At 70.9% G+C, this 20,065-nt stretch carries 18 protein-coding genes; 4 read left to right on the forward strand and 14 right to left on the reverse strand.

What is annotated here, in order from left to right:
- Nucleotides 1-4: 4 nt before the first annotated feature.
- The 7 genes from ACZ60M_RS10695 to ACZ60M_RS10725 all read right to left on the reverse strand — a co-directional run bounded on the left by ACZ60M_RS10695 (nucleotide 5) and on the right by ACZ60M_RS10725 (nucleotide 8,600).
- Nucleotides 5-1,102 carry a glycosyltransferase family 4 protein gene (locus ACZ60M_RS10695; RefSeq protein ID WP_465416852.1) on the reverse strand — a complete coding sequence of 366 codons (1,098 nt, stop codon included), beginning with the start codon at nucleotides 1,100-1,102 and terminating at the stop codon, nucleotides 5-7.
- Nucleotides 1,099-2,808: a murein biosynthesis integral membrane protein MurJ gene (murJ, locus tag ACZ60M_RS10700; RefSeq protein WP_465416854.1), complete on the reverse strand. Its 1,710-nt coding sequence runs from the start codon at nucleotides 2,806-2,808 to the stop codon at nucleotides 1,099-1,101. Before murJ ends, ACZ60M_RS10695 begins: the two co-directional genes overlap by 4 nt.
- A complete protein-coding gene (locus tag ACZ60M_RS10705) occupies nucleotides 2,805-3,701 on the reverse strand; it encodes a hypothetical protein (RefSeq protein ID WP_465416856.1) in 897 nt (298 codons plus the stop codon). Before ACZ60M_RS10705 ends, murJ begins: the two co-directional genes overlap by 4 nt.
- A gap of 10 nt (nucleotides 3,702-3,711) precedes the next feature.
- Nucleotides 3,712-4,641, reverse strand: a complete 930-nt coding sequence (locus tag ACZ60M_RS10710; protein WP_465416858.1) for a copper transporter — start codon at nucleotides 4,639-4,641, stop codon at nucleotides 3,712-3,714.
- A complete protein-coding gene (gene steA / locus ACZ60M_RS10715; RefSeq protein WP_465416889.1) occupies nucleotides 4,638-5,825 on the reverse strand; it encodes a putative cytokinetic ring protein SteA in 1,188 nt (395 codons plus the stop codon). Before steA ends, ACZ60M_RS10710 begins: the two co-directional genes overlap by 4 nt.
- 91 nt (nucleotides 5,826-5,916) lie before the next feature.
- Entirely contained in the window at nucleotides 5,917-7,653 is a 1,737-nt protein-coding gene (gene recN, locus ACZ60M_RS10720) for a DNA repair protein RecN (protein ID WP_465416859.1), read from the reverse strand.
- 47 nt (nucleotides 7,654-7,700) lie between these two features.
- The gene (locus ACZ60M_RS10725; RefSeq protein ID WP_465416861.1) at nucleotides 7,701-8,600 is read right to left on the reverse strand and encodes an NAD kinase; all 900 of its coding nucleotides are present in this window, start codon (nucleotides 8,598-8,600) and stop codon (nucleotides 7,701-7,703) included.
- A 224-nt stretch (nucleotides 8,601-8,824) separates the two neighbouring features.
- Here ACZ60M_RS10725 and ACZ60M_RS10730 point away from each other — a divergent pair, with 224 nt between their 5' ends.
- On the forward strand, nucleotides 8,825-10,420 hold the full coding sequence (locus tag ACZ60M_RS10730) for a GMC oxidoreductase (protein ID WP_465416863.1): 1,596 nt from the start codon (nucleotides 8,825-8,827) through the stop codon (nucleotides 10,418-10,420).
- Between the two features lie 159 nt (nucleotides 10,421-10,579).
- On the opposite strand, the gene ACZ60M_RS10735 is transcribed toward ACZ60M_RS10730, so the two are convergent.
- From ACZ60M_RS10735 to ACZ60M_RS10745, 3 genes are read right to left on the reverse strand one after another with little or no spacing between them, the layout of a single operon-like run.
- On the reverse strand, nucleotides 10,580-11,368 hold the full coding sequence (locus ACZ60M_RS10735) for a TlyA family RNA methyltransferase (RefSeq protein ID WP_465416865.1): 789 nt from the start codon (nucleotides 11,366-11,368) through the stop codon (nucleotides 10,580-10,582).
- Nucleotides 11,369-11,398: 30 nt separating this feature from the next.
- The gene (locus ACZ60M_RS10740; RefSeq protein ID WP_465416867.1) at nucleotides 11,399-11,599 is read right to left on the reverse strand and encodes a hypothetical protein; all 201 of its coding nucleotides are present in this window, start codon (nucleotides 11,597-11,599) and stop codon (nucleotides 11,399-11,401) included.
- Entirely contained in the window at nucleotides 11,596-12,033 is a 438-nt protein-coding gene (locus tag ACZ60M_RS10745) for a hypothetical protein (protein WP_465416868.1), read from the reverse strand. Before ACZ60M_RS10745 ends, ACZ60M_RS10740 begins: the two co-directional genes overlap by 4 nt.
- A gap of 202 nt (nucleotides 12,034-12,235) precedes the next feature.
- Here ACZ60M_RS10745 and ACZ60M_RS10750 point away from each other — a divergent pair, with 202 nt between their 5' ends.
- Together ACZ60M_RS10750 and ACZ60M_RS10755 are read left to right on the forward strand one after the other, a co-directional pair.
- A complete protein-coding gene (locus ACZ60M_RS10750; RefSeq protein ID WP_465416870.1) occupies nucleotides 12,236-12,574 on the forward strand; it encodes an SCP2 sterol-binding domain-containing protein in 339 nt (112 codons plus the stop codon).
- Nucleotides 12,575-12,767: 193 nt separating this feature from the next.
- Nucleotides 12,768-13,115 carry an SCP2 sterol-binding domain-containing protein gene (locus ACZ60M_RS10755; RefSeq protein WP_392964930.1) on the forward strand — a complete coding sequence of 116 codons (348 nt, stop codon included), beginning with the start codon at nucleotides 12,768-12,770 and terminating at the stop codon, nucleotides 13,113-13,115.
- 75 nt (nucleotides 13,116-13,190) lie between these two features.
- Here the strand turns inward: ACZ60M_RS10755 and ACZ60M_RS10760 are convergent, their stop codons facing one another.
- The gene (locus ACZ60M_RS10760) at nucleotides 13,191-14,210 is read right to left on the reverse strand and encodes an HAD-IIA family hydrolase (RefSeq protein ID WP_465416871.1); all 1,020 of its coding nucleotides are present in this window, start codon (nucleotides 14,208-14,210) and stop codon (nucleotides 13,191-13,193) included.
- Nucleotides 14,211-14,301: 91 nt separating this feature from the next.
- The gene (locus ACZ60M_RS10765) at nucleotides 14,302-15,285 is read right to left on the reverse strand and encodes a hypothetical protein (RefSeq protein ID WP_465416873.1); all 984 of its coding nucleotides are present in this window, start codon (nucleotides 15,283-15,285) and stop codon (nucleotides 14,302-14,304) included.
- Nucleotides 15,286-15,300: 15 nt separating this feature from the next.
- On the opposite strand from ACZ60M_RS10765, the gene ACZ60M_RS10770 reads away from it, so the two are divergent.
- Nucleotides 15,301-16,791, forward strand: a complete 1,491-nt coding sequence (locus tag ACZ60M_RS10770; RefSeq protein WP_465416875.1) for a hypothetical protein — start codon at nucleotides 15,301-15,303, stop codon at nucleotides 16,789-16,791.
- On the opposite strand, the gene tyrS is transcribed toward ACZ60M_RS10770, so the two are convergent.
- Nucleotides 16,706-17,962 carry a tyrosine--tRNA ligase gene (tyrS, locus tag ACZ60M_RS10775; RefSeq protein WP_465416877.1) on the reverse strand — a complete coding sequence of 419 codons (1,257 nt, stop codon included), beginning with the start codon at nucleotides 17,960-17,962 and terminating at the stop codon, nucleotides 16,706-16,708. The genes ACZ60M_RS10770 and tyrS overlap by 86 nt on opposite strands.
- Nucleotides 17,963-18,027: 65 nt before the next feature.
- Nucleotides 18,028-19,875, reverse strand: coding sequence for an RNB domain-containing ribonuclease (locus tag ACZ60M_RS10780; protein ID WP_465416879.1), 1,848 nt, complete (start codon nucleotides 19,873-19,875; stop codon nucleotides 18,028-18,030).
- Between the last annotated feature and the right edge of the window lie 190 nt (nucleotides 19,876-20,065).

Genomic DNA, 20,065 nt, shown 5'->3' on the forward strand with positions numbered 1-20,065 from the left:
GGCGCTATCTTCCCGTCAGTTCCAGGTAGAGCGCGTCGAGGGAGTCGAGCATCTGGGCCTCGTCGGGCCATGTCGCCGCGCGGGCGAGGCTCTTCTCCCCGTAGGAGGCGAGGCGCGCGGGGTCGCCGAGGAGGTCCTGGACGGCCCGGTCGAGGCCGTCCACGTCGCCGACCTCGAAGTACACTGCCGCGTCGCCCACGAGCTCGGGGATGCCGCCGGTGCGGGTGGTCACGAGCGGCACGCCGGCCTGCATGACCTCCTGCGCGAAGAGCTGGCGGGCCTCCCACTGACTGGTGATGACCGCGAGGTCGGCGGCGGCCAGGAGGTCGGCCACGTCGGTGCGGTGGCCGAGCAGGCGGATGTCCACCTTGGCGGTGTCGATGAGCCCTTGCAGCCTCATCCGTTCGGGGCCGTCACCGGCGACGACCACGACGGGCTGCCGGTCGAGGTCGGTCCAGCGCTTCGCCGCGTTGACGAGCGTGTCGTAGTCCTTCTGCGGGTGCAGGCGGCCGACGGAGAGCAGCAGCGGCCGGTCGCCGATGCCGAGTTCGGCGCGGACCGCTCCGGCGTCGCTCACGGCGACGCGCGGCGGGGCGGCGACAGGCGCGAGGCGGGCGTCGCGGGCGCCGAGGGCGACCAGGTGCTCGTGCAGGTCAGAGGAGGCCGCGAGGGCCACGTCGACGCCGCGCGCGAGCCGCTTCTCGATCTCGTCGGAGACTCGACGCTTGAACCCGGCGGTGATGAGCTGGTTGTGCCAGGTCGTGACCAGCGCCGCGCCTTGGGGACGGGCCCCGAGCGCGGTGATCCCTGCGGTCAGTCCGTGGGCGTGCACGAGGTCCACGCCGCGACCGGTGATGCCGCGCAACGCGTTCCGGGCCGCCCACCACGCGAGCGGCAGCTCCGGCGAGGGCTTGGCGGTTATGGGGGCAGGAAGGAACCGGGCGCCCCTGGCGCGGAAGCCGAAACGCTCCTCGGTCTCGGGCGGGCCGACGACCAGGACGGCGTCGCCGCGTTCGACGAGGCCCGCCGCGAGCGACGCGACGTGCGTCCCGATGCCGCCGGTCGAAGGGCCGAGCACCAAGGCGATACGGCGTTGGCTCACTGGTCTGCTCCACGGTTCTCGTCGGGTGCTTGCTCGTCGTCTGCGGCAGTGTCGTTGGATGCACTGTCGCCGGGTTCTTCAGACGCTCGGATTATGCCAGCGCGTCGCAGGACCGGGCGCACGACACCGGAACCGCCGATGAGCGCGGCGACCCCGAGGTAGACGACGGCGGTGGCGGCACCGACGACGGCGCCCTGGAAGAGGGCCCAGTAGATCGTTTCGGCGTGTCCCCACAGGATGATGAGTTCTCGCGCGGCGAAGACTGCGGCGATCGCGGCGACGATGGTGGCGAGCGCGGCGCGGGGTATGCCCCTGAGGCTGGCCGCGCCGGTGTGGCGGGCGATCGCGGCGGTGAGGGCCAGGCCGATGACGGTCATGCCCGTGGACCAGGCGATGGCGAGCGCGAGGGTGCGGTCTTCGACGGGCATGGTCTGCGAGAGGACGATCGCGGCGACTGCCCCTGCCGCCCAGCCGAACGCGGTCGCTCCCGCGGCGTACTTGTTGCGGCCGATGGCGTAGAGGCCGCGGGAGTAGATCGCGAACACCGAGTAGCCGAAGAGGCCGAAGGCGAGGCCGGTGAGGGTCGCCTGGAGCTGCGGCTGGGTGCTCTGTCCGCTGTCCGCCGAGACGGAGGAGAGGACGGTGCCGATGGGTTCGGCGAGGCCTGCGAGCGCGGCGACGCCGAGGCCGGAAAGGAGCAGGACCGCGCGGCCGGTCTGGGACAGGCGGCGCTGGTAGCGCTCGTGTTCGCCGAGTGAGAACGCTTCGGCGAGAACGGGGTAGGCGGCGGTGGCGAGCGGGACGGCGAGCACCGCCCAGGGCAGGAGGAAGAAGGTCTGCGAGACGGTGAAGATCGCGGCCGGGCCTGTACCGGCGTCGTTGGCGAGCCGCAGCAGCAGTGCCTGGCACAGCTGCTGGGCGCCCACGGTGATGGCTCCGGCGATCGCGAGGGACTTGAGGCCGGAGGCCACGTGGGTGTCGAGCCGCCAGGCCGGGCGCAGGCGCAGGCCGAGGCCCCGCAGCGGGAAGATGAGGCATCCCGCGAGGACGGCGACACCGCAGGTGGTGCCGAGTGCGAGGAACACGATGCCGTCTTGGCCGAGTTTGGCGACGTCGTCCTGGCGCCCGGAGATGACGCCGTAGATGACGTACACCCCGGCCATCACGACGCTGGAGAGGAGCGGCGCGAGTGCGGGCCAGGCGAAGCGGCGGTGGGACTGGAGGATGCCGGTGAGGACGACCGCGACGCCGTAGAGCGGGATCTGGGGGGCGAAGAGGACGAGCATCTCGGTGGCGGCGTCGATCGCCGCTTCCATGGCGACCGGATCGTCGGCCACGCCGTTGTCCGGCATGAGCAGTTCGATGATCGGACGGGCGAAGACCGCCACGAGCAGGCCGGCGGGGATGAGGATCGTCAGGGCCCAGGTCATCAGCGCCGAGGCGATGTGGCTGACCTGCTTGGGGTCGTTCCTTGCCAAGGGGGCTGCAAGGAGCGGGATCACCAGGGCGGCGAGGGCGCCGCCCGCGACGAGCTCGAAGATGATGTTGGGGATGCTGTTGGCGGTCTGGTAGGCGGTACCGAGCGTCCCGAGGCCGATGGCCCACGTGAACACCATCGTGCGGCCGAATCCGGCCAGGCGGGAGGCTACGGTGATCGCACCGATGACCGAGGCGGCACGACCGACTTCGCGTCGGGTCTCGGTCAAGACTTCGTCCGACCCAGCTCGTCCAACTCCCGGAGCACGGGCGTCTCGGCGATCACCTTCGTGAAGCTCACTTTTTCGGAGGCGGCGATGAGGGCGGCGACGCCCGCGAGGGCGACGTGGCGTCCGATCATGCCGGTGCGGGCGATGTAGGCGAGGCCGAGCAGGGCGCCGAGGGCGTTCGCGCCGCCGTCGCCGAGCATGGTCTTGCCGTCGAGGTCTTCGGCCATGGCGGCACCGGCGGCGGCGGAGACGGCGAGCGCGGTGTTCGCGCCTCCGGCGGCGGTCTTGCGGCGGGACTTGGCGCCCACCGGGCGCGACAGGGGCGCGGAGGCGAGGGTGACGACCTTGAGGGCGCGGCCGGGCCGCAGGTCGAAGAGGTTGACGACGTTGGCGGCACCGGCGATGACGCCGCCGCCGACGCCGACGTTCCAGAGGCGGCGGACCCAGTGGCGGCGTTCGTCGGTGAGCTCGCCGTTCTGCAGGTCGATGAGGGCGGCGGCGGCGATCCCGGCGGTGGAGATGCCGAGGACCTTGATGAGTCCGGCGCTCAAGCGGCCCTTGAGGAGCGCGCCGACGTGGCCTTTGAAGCCCTTGGCCTTCTCGCCTTTGGCGTCGGCGATGTCGTCGTAGAGGCCGACCGCTCCGGAGGTGAGTCCGGCGGTCGCCGCGGCTGCGGCGTACGCCGGGGAGTTCGCCCCGAGGACCGCTCCAGCGGTGGCGCCCAAGGTGATCCCGGGGCCTTCGGCCAGGGAGACGGTGTCGCCCTTGTGGTTCGTGCGTTCCAGTTCGGCCGCCCACTTGGAGCGGCGTACGGCGCTGATCGCGGCGATCGTGCCGCCCGCGGCGAGGCCCCCGATGAACGCCCGCCCTACCGTGCGCGTTAGCTGGCTCATGGGCGCGATACTAGGCCGCGGCGGGAAGCAGGTCTGAAGCGCCCTCCCCGGTGCCGAGGTGGTTGACGGTGTTGGTGTTGATGTAGTCGGCGAGCGCGGCGACCGCGGCGATCTGACCTTGGGTGAGGGCGACGTTGTCGACAGTGGCGACGGTTTCGGCGTCCTCGGTGCGGATCGTCTTGATGGGGTTGCCGTCGCCGGTGTCGGTGGTGGCGGCGTAGACCGTGGGGTCGTCGGCGGCGTACTCGGTGGTGAACGCGACCATCCCGGCGTTGCGGTCGGCGGCGTCGGCGTCGGTGGAGCCGGGCCCGGCGAGGATGATGACGCCGTCGGCGACGCCCGTGGGCGGGGTCTCGACGGTGAGCATGCCCAGTTCGCTCAGGCCGGTGGTGACCTCGGTGATGTCGCCGGGCGTGATGGCGACCGCGGCGCCCGCGGCCTCGCCGGTGGTGACGGCGGCGAGCACGTAGCTCATCGCGGTCACGCCGTCGTAGGTGACGGGCGTGGTGACGGTGTCGGGCGTGGTGGTCTCGGCGAGGTCGCCGAGGGTGTCGGTGTTGGCCGGGTCGAAGTACTCGTCGAGGATCGAGATCCGGCCCGCGACGGTGGCCCCGGCGTAACCGAGCATCTCGACGGTGCCGTCCACATAGGCGGTGTCGGCGCCGGGGAGGGCGATGACGAGGACGTTCTTCGCGGTGAGCTGCCCGGCGAGGTAGGACGGGGCGACCGCTTCGGCGAAGGCCTGGTCGTCCTCCAGGTCGTTCTCCATCTGCTCGACCTGGGAGCGCAGCTGCTCGTTGCTGTCGCGCAGGGACTGGATGTTGCTCTCGAAGGCCTCGATGGCCGGGCCGTTGAGGGCCGCGGTGCCGAGGATGAGGCCCACGGTGAGGGCGAGGAACACCGCGGTGAGGCTCACCAGGTGGTAGCGGAAGTTGATCACGAGAACAGCCTTTGGATTTGGAAGAGCAGTCCGTCCCACCAGTCGGCGATGACGTCGACGAAGGAGCGGCCGACGGTGGAGATGGCGACGGCGGTGGCCATGGCGGCGAGCCCGGAGACGATGAGCAGGAGCAGCGCGGAGATCGACATGTCCTGGCGGTAGAGGCGCGAGACGCCCTTGGCGTCGACGAGCTTGCCGCCCACGCGCAGGCGCGTGAGGAACGTGGAGGCCATGCCGCCGCGTCCCTTGTCGAGGAACTCGACCATGGTGACGTGCGTGCCGACGGCGCAGATGAGCTCGGCGCCCTTCTCGTCGGCCATGAGCATCGCGATGTCCTCGGAGGTCGCGGCCGCGGGGAACGGGATCGCGGGGACCCCGAGCTTGTCCATGCGCTCCATGCCGGGGGCGCGCCCGTCGGCGTAGGCGTGGACGACGATCTCGGCGCCGCAGCGCAGGGCGTCGTCGGAGACGGAGTCCATGTCGCCGACGATCATGTCGGGCGTGTACCCGGCTTCGAGGAGGGCGTCCGCGCCGCCGTCCACACCGACGAGCACGGGCTTGAACTCGCGGATGTAGGGGCGCAGGACGTCGATGTCCTCTTTGTAGTTGTAGCCGCGGATGACGATGAGCGCGTGGCGGCCGTTGAAGGAGGTCTTCACGTCGGGCACGCCGACGCCGTCGAGCAGGAGGTCCCGCTCGCGCTTGAGGTACTCCATCGTGTTGGCGGCGAAGGCCTCCAACTGGATCGAGAGCCCTTCCTTGGCGGCCTCCATGTCGGCGCCCACGGTGGCCTCGGTCTGGACCGCGCCTTCGGCGATGAGGTCGCCGCCGGAGAAGATCTGGCCCGCTTCGAGGTCCACGGAGACGGGCTTGCCTTCGCGGACGCGGTCGAAGATCTCGTCGCCGACGCCGTCGATGAGGACGATCCCGGCCTTGACGAGCACTTCGGGGCCGAGGTTCGGGTAGCGCCCGGAGATCGACTTGGAGGCGTTGACGACCACCGGGACGCCGGTGCCGACCAAGGTGTCGGCGGCGACCCGGTCGAGGTCGACGTGGTCGATGATGGCGATGTCGCCGGGTTCGAGACGGCCGCACAGCCGCTTCGTACGGCGGTCGAGGCGGGCGGTGCCGACCAGCCGATCGTCGGAGGGGTCGCCCTCCGGGTTCCGCCCGGGCAAACGCAAGCTAGGTACACGCATCGTGCATCATCATGCCATCCGATCACACGTGCCGAGGCGACGGCACGCCGCAACGGCCTACGGGAGTGGGCCGTTGCTACTTCTTCATCTTGGCGGCCTCTGCCAGCAGTTCTTCGGCGTGGGCCACGCCCAGGTGGGAGTCGGGCATCCCGGCGAGCATGCGAGCAAGCTCACGCGCCCGCGCGGCGTCGTCGACCACGCGCACGCCGGAGACCGTGACGGCCCCTGACGTGTCCTTCGAGACCACGAGGTGGCGGTCGGCGAAGGCCGCGACCTGCGGCAGGTGGGTGACGACGAGGACCTGGTGGCGGCGGGCGAGCTTGGCGAGGCAGCGGCCGATCTCGATGGCCGCGCCGCCGCCGACACCGGCGTCGACCTCGTCGAACACGAGGACGGGCGGGCCGCCGATCTCGGCGAAGACCACTTCGATCGCGAGCATGACGCGGGAGAGCTCGCCGCCCGAGGCGCCCTTGTGCAGGGCGGCCGGGAGCGAACCCGGGTGCGGGCGCAGCAGCAGCTCGACCTCGTCGGCGCCGTCTTCGGTGGCGCCGGAGATCGCGGTCTCGACCGCGAGGTCGACGCCGCCGCGTCCGGCCGGGCGTGGCTCGACCGAGGCGGTGACCTCGGCGTGCGGCATCGCGAGGCCCTTGAGTTCGGTGGAGACGGAGCCGGAGAACCGCTCGGCGGCCGCGCGGCGCGAGGCCCGCAGCTGCGCGGCGAGCTCGGCGGCCCGCGCGGTGAGCTCCGCGTGCTGGGACTCCAGTTCGGCGACGCGCTCGTCGGAGACGTCGAGCTCCCCGAGCCGCTTCTGCGCGTTCTCGGCCCACGCGAGCACGCCGGGGAGGTCCTCGGCGTACTTGCGGAACAGGGTCTTCATGGCCGCCTGGCGCTGGTAGATCTCCTCCAGGCGCTGCGGGTCGGCCGAGAGGTCGTCGAGGTACGCGGAGAGGTCCACGGCCGCTTCGGCAAGCAGCGCACCGGCTTCGGCGAGGCGCTCGGCGAACTCGGCGAGCTTGGGGTCGGCGTGGGCGTCGTGCTCCAGTGCGCGCGCGGCCGCGCCGACGGTGTCGGTCGCGCCGCCTTCGCCCGTGGACGGGTCGCCGGTGATCGCGCCGTGCGCGGTGGCGGCGGCGAGGCGCAGGGCCTCGGCGTTCTCCAGGCGGCGGGCCTCTTCGGCGAGTTCGGCGTCCTCGCCTTCCTGCGGGTCGACGGCGGTGATCTCGTCGAGGCCCAGGCGCAGCATGTCGGCCTCGCGGGCCATCTCGCGGGCGCTGGTGCGCAGGCGCGAGAGTTCGGCGGCGCACGAGCCGAGCTCGTGGAAGACGGCGCGGTAGGCGTCGAGGATTTTGCCGTGGTCGGCCCCGGCGAACCGGTCGAGCGCGGCCCGCTGCTCGGCGGCGTTGAGCAGCCGCATCTGGTCCGACTGGCCGTGCACCGAGATCGCCAGCTCGCCCAGTTCGGACAGGACGCCGACGGGCGCGCTGCGGCCGCCGACCCAGGCCTTCGAGCGGCCTTCCGACGACACCGAGCGGGCGAGCAGCAGCTCGCCGCCCTCGAGGTCGGCACCGGCCTCGATGGCGCGTTCACGCAGTTCGAGGGCGCGCTCGCCTACGACGAAGCGGCCCTCCACAAGGGTCTTTTCCGCACCGAGGGGGGCACGGGAGGCACGACCGCCGAACAAGAGCCCCAGACCGGCGACGACCATGGTCTTACCGGCGCCGGTTTCACCGGTGATGCAGGTCAGGCCGGAATCGAGCGGCAAGGTGGCGTCAGCGATCACGCCCAGATTCTGGATGCGAAGCTCCTCCAACACGCTTCGAAGCCTAGCCGGTCGGTCTGACAATCGGCGCCCGAGCGGCCTCAGATGCGACCGTGACGCCAACCGTCAACGGGCAGAGAGAGTTTCGACACCAGGCGGGAGGCGAAGGGCTGACCGGACATGCGCACCAGGCGCACCGGGCGCTCCGAGCGGCGGATGGTGACCGTGGAACCGCTCGTGAGGCGGGTGAGCTCCTTGCCGTCGGCGATGAGCGCGCCCTCAGTGCCCGTGGACTCCACGCCGATGCGGATCAGCGAGGAGGAGTGCACGACCATCGGCTTGGCGAACAGGGCGTGCGCGTTCATGGGGACGACCACGAGGGCGTCCACATCGGGCCACACGACCGGGCCGCCCGCCGACATCGCGTGCGCGGTCGAGCCGGTCGGCGAGGCCACCACGACCCCGTCGGAGCCGTAGCGGGCGATGCGGGTGCCGTCGATCTCGATGTACAGCTCGAGCATCCGCGCGGGCTCGGCCTTCTCCACGGCGATGTCGTTGAAGGCCCACGAGAGGTGCTCTTCGCCGTCGGTGCCCATGGCCTCGACCGCCAGCGCCGTGCGCTCCTCGACGGTGTACTCGCCTTCGAGGAGGCGCGAGACGACGGTCTCGAGCTCGCCGGTCTCGGCTTCGGCGAGGAAGCCGACCTTGCCGAAGTTGACGCCGAGCAGGGGGACGTCGGCCTTGGCGGCCATCTTGGCGGAGCGCAGGACCGTGCCGTCGCCGCCGAGGGCGAGGACGAGGTCGGCGGTGTCGCCGGCGACCTCGCCGCCGACGACGAGCGCGTCGGGGCGCTGGAGGGACTGGGTCGCGCCGGAGCAGATCTTGACCTCGACGCCTTCGGCCCGCAGGGCGGCCGCGAGCTTGTCCGCGAGCTCGGCGACGTCCTCGCGGAGCGGGTGCGTGACCACCAGGACACGGCTCGGCTTCTGCTGCGGCTCCACTCGCGCTCCTACTCAGACGGTTTCAGGGCCTCGAACTGTACTCCAGGCGGCTTCACCGGGCGTATCGGAGAGCATACCGAGGATAACGCTTGCTGAAAGCGGTTCGGCGTGAAAGCCCAGCCCCCGGCTTCCCTTGGGCGGCAAGCCGCTCTGAGGTCTGGTCAGGTGTGATCCGTTGCGGCACAATGTGTCCCCAACACCACCAGAAACCGAAGGAGACCTCAATGGCCACCCGCAGACAGCTCTTCGGCTATTCGGCGCTCACGGCGGCGGCAGCGGCCGGACTCACCACCGTGGGGCCCCGGGCCGCCGCCGCGAACGGCGCGCACGTCCCCGCCATCGTCATCGGCTCCGGCTACGGCGCGGCCGTCTCGGCCCTGCGCCTCGGCGAGGCCGGTATCGAGACCACCGTTCTCGAAATGGGCCGGCTCTGGAACGAGCCGGGCGAGGACGGCAACGTCTTCTGCACCATGACCGCGCCCGACAAGCGCAGCATGTGGTTCAAGCGCCGCACCGAGGCGCCCCTGTCGACCCTCCTGTGGCTCGACGTCGTCAACCGCAACATCGACCCCTACCCGGGCGTGCTCGACCGGATCAACTACGCGGACATGTCCGTCTACGTCGGACGCGGCGTCGGCGGCGGCTCGCTCGTCAACGGCGGCATGGCCGTCGTCCCCCGCCGCGACTACTTCGAGGAGGTCCTGCCGGGGGTCGACGCGGCCGCGATGTACGACCGGTACTTCCCGCTCGCGCAGGCCGAACTCCAGGTCAACATGATCGACCCCGAGTTCTACAAGGCCACCCCGTACTACAAGTTCAGCCGCGTGGCCGCCGCACAGGCCGAGGCCGCCGGGCTCAAGACGGTGTTCGTACCCGACGTCTACGACTTCGACTACATGGAGCGCGAGGCGGCCGGGGACGCCGAGAAGTCCGCGCTCGGCGGCGAGGTCATCTACGGCAACAACCACGGCAAGATGAGTCTCGACAAGACGTACCTGGCTTCGGCGCTCGCCACCGGGAAGGTCACGATCGCCGCGCGCCACCAGGTGACCGCGATCGAGCTCGACGCCGACGGGAACTACGTGCTCCACGTCGACCACCGCGACGACGCGAACGAGCTCGTCGAGTCCAAGAGGCTCACCTGCCGCCACCTGTTCCTCGGCGCCGGGAGCCTCGGCACCACCGAGCTGCTGCTGCGCGCCCGCGACACCGGCGCGCTGCCGGACCTGGACGAGGCGGTCGGCGCGGGCTGGGGCCCGAACGGGAACGTGATGACCGCCCGCGCGAACCACCTGTGGAACCCCACGGGCCTCAGGCAGTCCACGATCCCCGTGATGGGCATCGACGACTGGGACAACCCCGAGGCGAGGGTCTTCGCCGAGCTCGCGCCGCTCCCGGCCGGGATCGAGACGTGGATCAGCCTGTACCTGGCGATCACCGACAACCCCGAGCGCGGCCACTTCACATACGACGCGGCCACCGACAAGGCCGTGCTCAACTGGAGCCTCGAGCAGGCGCAGCCGGGCGTCCAGGCCGCGAAGTCGATGTTCGACCGCATCAACAAGAAGCACGGCACGTCCTACCGGTACGACCTGTTCGGCGACGACCGGGCCTTCGCGGACGACTTCTGCTACCACCCGCTGGGCGGCTGCGTCCTCGGCGAGGCCACCGACGGTTTCGGGCGCCTCAACGGCTACGAGCGGCTGTACGCCACCGACTCCTCGCTCATCCCCGGCTCGATCGGCGTCAACCCGCTCGTGACGATCACGGCGCTGGCCGAACGCAACCTGGAGGCGATCCTCGCCGCCGACTTCGCTTAGGGCCTGTCCTGCGAATCAGACCGGTCGTTATCCGGCCCGTTTGCCCGCTCGCTGCGTTGTCGGCCCTCCGAATACAACACCGGTATTCGGAGGGCCTTCCGCCTTGCGAGCGAACAAACGGACTCGGATACCGCCGCTCCCTGATTCGCAGGACAGGCCCTAGGCGGGAACGCCGCAGGCCGCGTCGACTCCGGCGCGGTCGATCGGTTCGCCTTCGGTGACCATGCGGCAGAAGAACTCCACGTTCCCCTTCGGGCCGGGCAGCGGGCTGGCGGCCACCGCGGTGGTGGTCCAGCCGAGCTGTCCGGCCTTCGCGATGACGCCCCACACGGCGTCGGCGCGCTGGGCCGGGTCGCCGACGACCCCGCCCGCGCCGACCTGGCCCTTGCCGACCTCGAACTGCGGCTTGACCATCGGCAGCATCATGCCGCCGGGTTTCGTGCACGCGGCGAGTGCGGGGAGGACGAGTTCGAGCGAGATGAACGACAGGTCCCCCACGGTGAGGTCGACCGGGCCGCCGAGCTGCTCGGGGGTGAGGTGGCGGACGTTGGTGCGGTCGTGGACGACGACGCGGTCGTCGGTCTGGAGCTTCCACGCGAGCTGGCCGTAGCCGACGTCGACGGCGAGCACCTCGGCCGCGCCGCGCCGCAGCAGGACGTCGGTGAAGCCGCCGGTGGAGGCCCCGGCGTCGAGGACGCGCAGGCCCTTCGGGTCGACCCCGAAGGCGTCGAGGGCGCCGATGAGCTTGTGGGCGCCGCGGGAGACGTAGTCGTCGACGTCGCCGACGAGGCGGATCGAGTCGTCGCCGGTGACGCTGGTGGCGGGTTTCGTGGCGGGGATGCCCCGCAGGTGGATGCGGCCTGCGGCGATGAGTTCGCGGGCTTGCTCGCGGGAGCGGGCGATCTTGCGGCGCACGAGTTCGGCGTCGAGTCGGTAGCGCGTCGGCATGGCGCGGGTTCGGTGCTTTCTAGTTGGCGGTTAGGCGTCGTCGACGTTGCTGAGGATCTCCGAGAGGCGCTGCTGGACGCCCTCGAAGACCTGCACGTGCTCCGTGACGGGCAGGTCGGGCAGGGCTTCGAGGCGGCCCAGGGCCTCCTCGACGTCCAGCTCGACGTCTTCGGTGTCGGCTGAGGGCTTCAGGCGGTCGGCCACGGCCCCAGGGCTCGGCATGTCGGTCATGCGTCCTCTTCCTCGTCGTCGATCGGCTCCATGGTCGCGGCGGGGGCTGCGGAGGGCGTTTCGGCGGGGGAAGCGGCGCGCTTCTCTGCTTCTGTCGACTGCGCGAGCTTCGCCGATGCTGCGTTCGCGCGGGCCTCGGCTTCGGCGAGGCGGATGCGGAGGTCGCGGATCTGCTCTTCGGAGTGCTCGAGGCGCAGGTTGAGGTCGTCGAGGTCGGCCTGGGTGGCGACGCCGAACCGGTTGAGGTTGGCGTCGAACTCGGCGCGGAGGAAGTTGCCGATGTCGGAGGCGGTGCGGTTGCCGTGCTCGCGCACCTGCTCGGAGCCGGAGCGCAGGTCCGAGCGCACCTTCCCGGCGAATTCGCGGGCGCGGCGGGCGGGTTCGCCGGCCATGCCGATGAAGGTGTCGAAGTAGGCGCGGGCGGAGTCAGTCATGGTGGTCCCACTCCCTTCAGGGTCTGCCGAGACCGCGGGTTGGCGTCCCCGCCTCGGTGAGGCTCGCGAGCCGTAGTCTGGCTCTGGCGTCAACGGTACTGCCAAGCTACCGGTCCACGGCGATGCCCGCATGGCCGTACTGGCCGGTAACATTCTGACGGGGCGCACCGCCGCGCCCGCGCCGATCGAAACAGGAGGGCCCATGGCCACCATCGACGAATGCCGGACCGCACTCGAGCAGTTCGCGGAGAACCTCTCCTCGAACCCGAAGTCGGTGCGCAAGCTCCAGGGCTTCCAGCGCGCCCTCGCCGCCGACATCACCGACCTCTCGGTCTCGTTCAACGGCAAGTTCGACCAGGGCAAGCTGACCGGCATCACCGACGGCGACAACCCCGACGCGGAGATCCGCATGGCCGTCTCCTCGGACAACCTGCTCGCGCTCGTCGCCGGAGAGCTCGACTTCATGAAGGCCTTCACCGGAGGCCAGGTCAAGCTCAAGGCGAACATGATGGACCTGATGAAGCTCCGCGGCGTGCTGTAGTCCGGTTCACATTGGGCCGCTTAAGATTCACGAGTGACGTAGGGTGCGCGGGCACGGGCCGTGAGGTCCGTCCCGCGCCCTTGTGTTCCACAGGGTCAAATGCGTCCCGGTCGGACGCAACGGCATTCGGGCCACGTTGTAATCTCTCGGCAGTCGAGCGCTTCGAGCTCAAGAACTAATCCGGGAGGACCGTATGGCCACTGTTGACGAATGCCGCAATGTGCTTGAGAAGATGGCGGGCAAGGTCGCCAGGAAGTCCGACGAGCTGGAGCTTGAAGAGGGCTTCGAGCGCACGCTGGCTGTGGAGATCACCGACCTGGGCCAGGCCTTCAGCGCCAAGCTCGCCGGGAACAAGCTGACCGACCTGCTCGACGGCGACGCCGCCGACGCCGAGGTCCGCATCCTGATCAGCTCCGACGACCTGATCGCCTTGTCGAAGAAGGAACTCAAGCCCGCCAAGGCGATCCTGACCGGCAAGATCAAGATCAAGGCCTCCGTGAAGGACCTCGCCAAGCTGCGCAAGGCCCTCAAGGTCGACTAGTCCCCGAGGCCCTTCCGCCTCAACGAAACACCGAAGCCCGGACTGCGGCAGTCCGGGCTTCTCGCGTGTCACGGATCAGTCCGCGAGGATCTTCTCCGCGGCGTCACCGGTGCCCCGCAACGGGAACGGCATGCCGTTGTGGCGCCAGGAGAGCTCGCACATGGCGCGCCACGCGTCGAGCGCCTCACCGGAGCCGCTGAGCACCAGAGAGCCCTGCTCCAGGGTCGCCGACCAGCCTCCGCACTGGACCACCGAGTCGTCCTCGATCCATTGGGGCTCAGGGTGGGTCTCAGTCAGCGCGCCGAGGCTCCAGCCGAGGTACGTCGGCCGCTGCTCGGGCGGCAGCGTCAGCGCCAAGCGCGGCGACGCGACCCCGGTGAACACCAGCAGCGAGTCGATGCCCGCCCGGTTGGCGCCCTCGATATCGGAGTCGGGCCGGTCGCCCACCATGATCGCGCGGCCGCCGGGCTTGCGCGCCAACGCGGCCTGGTAGATCGGCTGCTCGGGCTTCCCGGCCGTGAAGTGCGGCCCGTGACCGAGCGCGGTCGCGACCGCCTGCACCATCGCGCCCATGCCGGGCAGCGGCCCGTCAGAGGTCGGCAGGGTCGCGTCCATGTTCGCCACGGCCCAGTAGGCGCCGTTGCGGACCGCGATCGTCGCGTCCGCGAGCAGACGCCAAGTGGCCTCAGGGAAGAGGCCGAACGCGACGCCCGCGGCGGCCTTCGGGTCCTCGACCGGTTCGAGCCCCGCTTCGACGATGACGGCCCGCAGCGAGGGCGAGCCGTGCACGAAGACCTTGCCGCCCTTGCCGAGCTTCGACACCAGTTCCGCGGCGAGGATCTGCCCGGTGGTGATCACCTGGGACGCCTCGGCCGGGATGCCCATGCCGCGCATGGACTCCGCGACCACTTCGGTGCTGCGGGAGCCGTTGTTGGTGACGAACACCGGGTCGCAGCCGAGTCCCGGCAGGGCCGAGATGGTCGCGGCCGATTCCGGGATCGGGTTGTGCAAGAGGTAGACGACGCCGTCGAGGTCGAGCAGCGCCTGGTCGTAGCCGCTCGCGAGCGGCGCGGCCGTGCCTTTCAGCCGGGTCATCCGGACTCCTTCATGTCGGGGGCGACACGACGCCTCCGCCCGAACGGGCGGAGGCGCTGCGGAAACGGCCCCTTGCGGGGCCGTTCACTGCTTACTTGGACTCGGGGTTCGACTTCTCCTCGGGCCGCGACTCGCGCGGCGCCTCGGGCTCGTCGTCCTCGTCCTCGTCTTCGTCTTCGAGGTCGTCTTCGTCTTCGATGTCCTCGTCGTCGAAGTCGTCCTCGTCCGCGTAGTCGCCGTCTTCATCGTCTTCGAAGTCGTCGTCCTCCTCGCGGTCGTCGTCGGAGTCCTCGTCCTCGTCGTCTTCGTCATCAAGGTCGTCTTCGTCGTCCTCGAATTCGTCGTCGTCTTCGAACTCGTCGTCCTCGTCGTACTCCTCCACGACGATGCCCTCGAGCTCCAGCAGCCGCTCGGCGGCGCCGGTCTCACCGGTCTCGTCGGCGGCGACCGCCTTCGAGAGCCATTCGCGGGCTTCGTCTTCGAGGCCGTCGGCCAGCAGGCCCTCGGCGTACGCGAAGCGGAGGCGCGCGACCCACGGCTCGGTCTTCGGCGAGTTGAGCCCGCCGACCTTCAGCATCGCGGTCGCGGCCTCGCCCATACCCATGTCGCGGCGGGCGCCCGACGCGACGATCAGCAGCTCGACCCGCACCTCGGGGTCGACGCTCTCGTCGCTGCCGAACTCGCGGTAGAGGTCGATCGCGCGCTCGGGGTGCCCAAGGGCGCGTTCGCAGTCGGCAATGAGCGCCACGTGGTCGTGCGTGCCGCCCAGGCGCTGCGCGGCGCGCAGCTCGTTGACGGCCAGCTGCCACTCCTCGGCGCCGTACGCGGCCACACCGGTGACCTCGCGGACCACGGCCACGCGGGACGCCTTGCGGCGGGCGTAGCGGGCCTGCTCGAGCGCGCCTTGGACATCGTCCTCAGCGAGGAGCGCGGCAGCGGCGATGAGCCGGTTGCCGACGGCCTCGGCGAGCTGCTTGTTCAAGCTGCGCAGCCCGGCCTTGGTCTCCTTGTCGAGCTCGTCGAAGCCGTACTCGATGCCCTCGGGCAGGTCGGGGGCCTCGTCGGACTCGCCCATGCGGATCGGGCCCTCGTGCCCCGCCTCGCGCTCCTCGAGCGGACGCAGGTTGTCCTTGCCGCGACGCTCGCGACCGTCGCGGCCGAGGCGGTCGTCGCCCCGGTCGTCGCGGCGCGGGCCGCGGTCGTCACGGCGCGGCCGGTCGTCACGGTCGAAGCGGCGCTGGCCGCCGCGGTCGTCACGACGGGGACCGCGGTCGTCGCGGTTCTCGAACCGGCGGGGACGGTCGTCGTCGCGGCGCGGACCGCGGTCGTCGCGGTCGAAGCTGCGCGGACGGTCGTCGTCACGGCGGGGGCGGTCGTCGCGGCGCTCGAACTGACGCGGACGGTCGTCGCCGTCGCGGCGCGGCCGGTCGTCGCGGTTGCCCTCGAAACGACGCGGGCCGCGGTCATCGCGGTTGAAGCCGCCGCTGCGGTTGTCGCCGTCGCGGCGCGGGCCGCGGTCGCCGTCGAAACGGCGGGGTCCACGGTCGTCGCGGTCGAAGCGGCGCGGGCCGCCACGGTCGTCATCACGGCGCGGGCCGCGGTCGTCGCGGTTGAACCCGCCGCCGCGCGGACGGTCGTCACGGTTGAAACCACCACGGCCACCACGGTCGTCGCGGTTGAAGCCACCACCGCGGTTGTCGCGGTTGAAACCGCCACCCCGGTTGTCGCCATCGCGACGCGGGCCGCGGTCATCGCGGTTGAAGCTGCGCGGACGGTCGTCGCCGTCGCGGCGCGGCCGGTCGTCCCGGTTGCCCTCGAAACGGCGAGGACCGCGGTCGTCGCGGTTGAAGCCGCCGCTGCGCGGACGGTCATCGCGGTTGAAGCCACCGCCGCGGTTGTCGCGGTTGAAACCGCCACCGCGGTTGTCGCCATCGCGACGCGGGCCGCGGTCGTCGCGGTTGAAGCCGCCGCTGCGCGGACGGTCGTCACGGTTGAAGCCACCACCGCGGTTGTCGCGGTTAAAGCCGCCACCACGGTTGTCGCCGTCACGGCGCGGACCGCGGTCGAAACCGCCGCGGTCGTCGTCGCGGCGCGGGCCGCGGTCGTCACGGTTGTAGCCGCCACGGTTGTCGCGGTTGAAGCCACCACCGCGGTTGTCGCGGTTGAAACCGCCACCGCGGTTGTCGCCATCGCGGCGCGGGCCACGGTCATCGCGGTTGTAGCCACCGCGGTTGTCGCCGTCGCGACGGGGCCGGTCGTCCCGGTCCTCGTAGCGCCGCGGGCGGTCGTCGCGGCCTTCGCTGCGGCCGTAGCCGCCCCGGCTGCCCCGGTCGTCGCGGTTGTCCCCGCCTCGTCCGGAACGGTCGCCGTAGCCGCCGCCCTCGCGACGGCCGTAGCCGCCTCGTCGGTCATCTCCACCCTTGCGGGCGCGGCCGTCTTCAGCCACTCGATTCTCCCCCTCTATTCACCGCGACAAAACCAACCAAGTGTATGCCTCAGCCGACGACCTCGAACCCGGCGACGGTCTTCTTGCCGCGCCGGATCACTCCGTACCGCCCGTGAATCAGGTCAGAAGGGTTGATAACGGCCGCAGGATCACTCACACGGACGTTGTTCAGGTAGGCCCCGCCCTCCTTCGCAGCGCGACGGGCCTCGCCCAGACTCGCGACCACACCGGACTCCTTCATCGCCTCGGCGATCGTGACGTCGGGCTTCGTGAACTCGGCGAGACCGGCTTCGACGAGCGCGGCGCGCAGCGTCGACTCGGGCAGGTCGGCGAGTTCACCGCGGCCGAAGAGCGCCTGGGAAGCAGCCACGACGTGCGCGGTCTCCTCGGCGCCGTGCAGCAGCGTCGTCAGCTCCTCGGCGAGGGCCTTCTGCGCGAGGCGCGCGGCGGGCTTCTCGGCCGTGGCCTGCTCCAGCTCCTCGATCTCCGCGTGTGACTTGAACGAGAAGTACTTGAGGTAGCGCACGACATCGGCGTCGCCGGAGTTCACCCAGAACTGGTAGAACGCGTACGGGCTGGTCAGCTCGGGGTCGAGCCAGACAGCGCCGCCCTCGGTCTTGCCGAACTTGGTGCCGTCGGCCTTGGTCACCAGCGGGGTCACGAACGCGTGGACGTGCTCGGCGGCCTTGCGGCGTACGAAGTCCACCCCGGCGGTGATGTTGCCCCACTGGTCCGACCCTCCGAACTGGAGGGTGCAGCCGTGGCGGCGGTGCAGCTCGTAGAAGTCGTTCGACTGCAGCAGCTGGTACGAGAACTCGGTGAAGGAGATGCCGGACTCGAGGCGGGCCTTCACGACCTCGCGGGCGAGCATCTTCGAGACCGGGAAGTGCTTGCCGACGTCGCGCAGGAACTCCACGACGCCCATCTCGCTGGTCCAGTCGAGGTTGTTGACCGGGATCGCGCCGTTCTCGCCGTCGTAGGTCACGAACGGCGCGAGCTGGGCGCGGATCTTCTCGACCCATCCCGCCACGACCTCGGGCGGGTTGATGCTGCGCTCCCCCGCCTCCTTCGGGTCGCCGATCTGGCCCGTCGCGCCGCCGACGAGCAGCAGCGGCTTCAGCCCGGCCTGCTGGAGGCGGCGGGCGGTGATGACCTGCATGAGGTGGCCGACGTGCAGGCTGACCGCGGTCGGGTCGAAGCCCACATAGAAGGTCACCTGGCCCGCGTCGATGTGCTCGCGGAGAGCATCGGTGCCGGTGGAGTCCTGGAGGAGGCCGCGCCATGCGAAGTCGTCGAGAATATGCACGCACTCATTGTGCCCTAGCGGGCGAAACGCTTTTCGCGCTCCGAGCCCGGGCGTGACCCGCGCCGTCAGGCCTCCGCGCGGCGGCCCGTCTCGCCGAGCGCCAGCGCGACCTCGATGTGGACCCGCAGCTCAAGGGACGCGTTGGTCTTGGCGACCTGCTTGGTCGGGCCCTTGCCTTCGGCGGCGACGCGCTCGCCCGAGAGCGGCATCCAGCCCTCCGCGCGGCACGTGAAGGTCCGCTCGTGCGAGGGACCGTCGACCGAGAAGTCCCAGGTGAGCGGCTTGACGACGCCGCGTGCGGCGTAGATCTGGACGGCTTCGGCGGGGTTCACCGAGGCGTCGACCAGGAGCTTCTTGGGGCCTTCCGTGCGCGGTTTGGCGGTCGCGTCAGTCGACGGGTCCGGGAGGCCCGCCAGCGCGGCGACGAGCGCCAGGGCGGCCTGGTTGCGGGCTTCCTTCTTGTTGCGCTGCAGGCGTTTCGGTGAGTCGACTTGTTCGCCGTTGTAGCGGATGGAGACCTGCGCGGAGAACAGCGGGCCTTCGAAGCCGGGTTCGTCCTCGACGGTCCAGAGGACGTTGGTCTCGTTGCTGACGGGGCCGCCGAGGCGGTCCTGGAGGTAGACGTTGACGATCGACTGGGCCTGCTGGGGCTCGTCGGCGAGGTGCCGGTTCATGCGTTCGCGCAGCGGCTCGAACTCGCCGCGGCCGTAGAGGTAGACCGAGGCGAACTCGCGGAGCTGGAGTTCGCGGGCGTCGAGGCGGCGGGCGGTGTCCTCGGCGAGCCCGGCGGGTGTCTCGCCGCGTTCGACGGCGAACTGGAGGACGCGGGCGTACTGCTTGTAGGGCAGGGCGGTGAAGTCGGCGGCCTCGGCGTGCCGGGCGGTCTGCTCGTGGGCCTTCTGCTTGAAGTACTCGGCTTTGGCGCGGCGTTCTTCTTCGACGCGTTCGTTGACGTGCGCGGCGACCGCTTCGAGGTCGTCGAGCGGGTAGGGGCTGGGGTGGCCGAGGCTGGCGGCGAGCAGGATGCGCTGGACGACGAGGTCGGGGTAGCGGCGGATGGGGCTGGTCGCGTGGGTGTACGCGGGCAGCTGGAGGCCGTGGTGGCCGTGCACGGTGGGGCCGTAGGTGGCGGCGCGGGCGACCATGCGCATGCGGGTGCGCAGCATCTCGAAGGCGTTGCCGTCGCCCGAGGCGGCGATCGACTCGAGTTCGGCGCGCAGTTCGGCGGGGTCTCCGGCGACGGCGGCGAGGCGGTGGTTGCGGAAGAGGATCGGCAGGTCCTCGCGGACGGCCCACGCGGCGATCTGCGCGTTGGCGGCGATCATGAACTCCTGCACGATGATGTACCCGGAGTTGCGTTCGGCGCTGTCGAGGCGGACGAGCTGGCCCTCCTCGTTGGTGGCGAAGCCGGAGAGGAGGTCGTAGAACGCGAGGGCGCCGGCGTTGCGGCGGGCGGCGAGCATGGTCTGGGCGAAGCGGAGTGCGAGCGCGAGCGTGCCGTGGAGGGGGTGGGCGGTGTCGTTCGCGGCGGTGGCGGCCTCGCCGTGGGTCATGATCCAGGACTTGGTGAGGCGGCCGGGGCCGAGGTCGGCGGCGAGGATCTGCCCGGCGTGGTCGAGGCGCAGGTGGACGGCGAAGGTGTCGTTCTCGCGGCCGGGTTCGAGGGAGGCGGCTTCGACGACGGGCGCGGGGAGCAGGTGCTTGGTGTGCTCGGGCCGGTAGCGGGTGTGGACGCGGCGGTGGGCCTCGGTGTCGGCGCGACCGCCGGTCTTGACGTGGTCGGCGACCCGGGCGATGTGGATCCAGACGTCGAAGCCGTCGTCGTGGGGTTCGATCCAGATGGCGTCGTCGCGGTCCACGGTGGTCGCGGCGTCGATCATGATCCCGGTCTCGGCTGGGTTGTGGTCGGCCAACTGCGCTCCTTCGAAGTCCAGCAGCAATGGTAACCGCAGCCACACACTCAGGTATCGGACGGCGGGGGGGGGGGGGGGGGGGGGGGGGGGGGGGGGGGGACGGGGGGGGGGGGGGGGGGGGGGGGGGGGGGGGGGGGGGGGGGGGGGGGGGGGGTGGGGGGGGGAACTGCCCCCCCTCCTTGGGGGGGGT

The organism is Glycomyces sp. NPDC050141 (genome assembly GCF_055586545.1).

Excerpts from the sequence above, each read along its gene's own strand:
- ACZ60M_RS10705 (WP_465416856.1), bottom strand. The coding sequence starts at position 3,701 with ATGAGCCAGCTAACGCGCACGGTAGGGCGGGCGTTCATCGGGGGCCTC.
- ACZ60M_RS10730 (WP_465416863.1), top strand. The coding sequence starts at position 8,825 with ATGGCCACCCGCAGACAGCTCTTCGGCTATTCGGCGCTCACGGCGGCG.
- ACZ60M_RS10735 (WP_465416865.1), bottom strand. The coding sequence starts at position 11,368 with ATGCCGACGCGCTACCGACTCGACGCCGAACTCGTGCGCCGCAAGATC.
- ACZ60M_RS10740 (WP_465416867.1), bottom strand. The coding sequence starts at position 11,599 with ATGACCGACATGCCGAGCCCTGGGGCCGTGGCCGACCGCCTGAAGCCC.
- ACZ60M_RS10745 (WP_465416868.1), bottom strand. The coding sequence starts at position 12,033 with ATGACTGACTCCGCCCGCGCCTACTTCGACACCTTCATCGGCATGGCC.
- ACZ60M_RS10750 (WP_465416870.1), top strand. The coding sequence starts at position 12,236 with ATGGCCACCATCGACGAATGCCGGACCGCACTCGAGCAGTTCGCGGAG.
- ACZ60M_RS10755 (WP_392964930.1), top strand. The coding sequence starts at position 12,768 with ATGGCCACTGTTGACGAATGCCGCAATGTGCTTGAGAAGATGGCGGGC.
- ACZ60M_RS10760 (WP_465416871.1), bottom strand. The coding sequence starts at position 14,210 with ATGACCCGGCTGAAAGGCACGGCCGCGCCGCTCGCGAGCGGCTACGAC.
- ACZ60M_RS10765 (WP_465416873.1), bottom strand. The coding sequence starts at position 15,285 with ATGGGCGAGTCCGACGAGGCCCCCGACCTGCCCGAGGGCATCGAGTAC.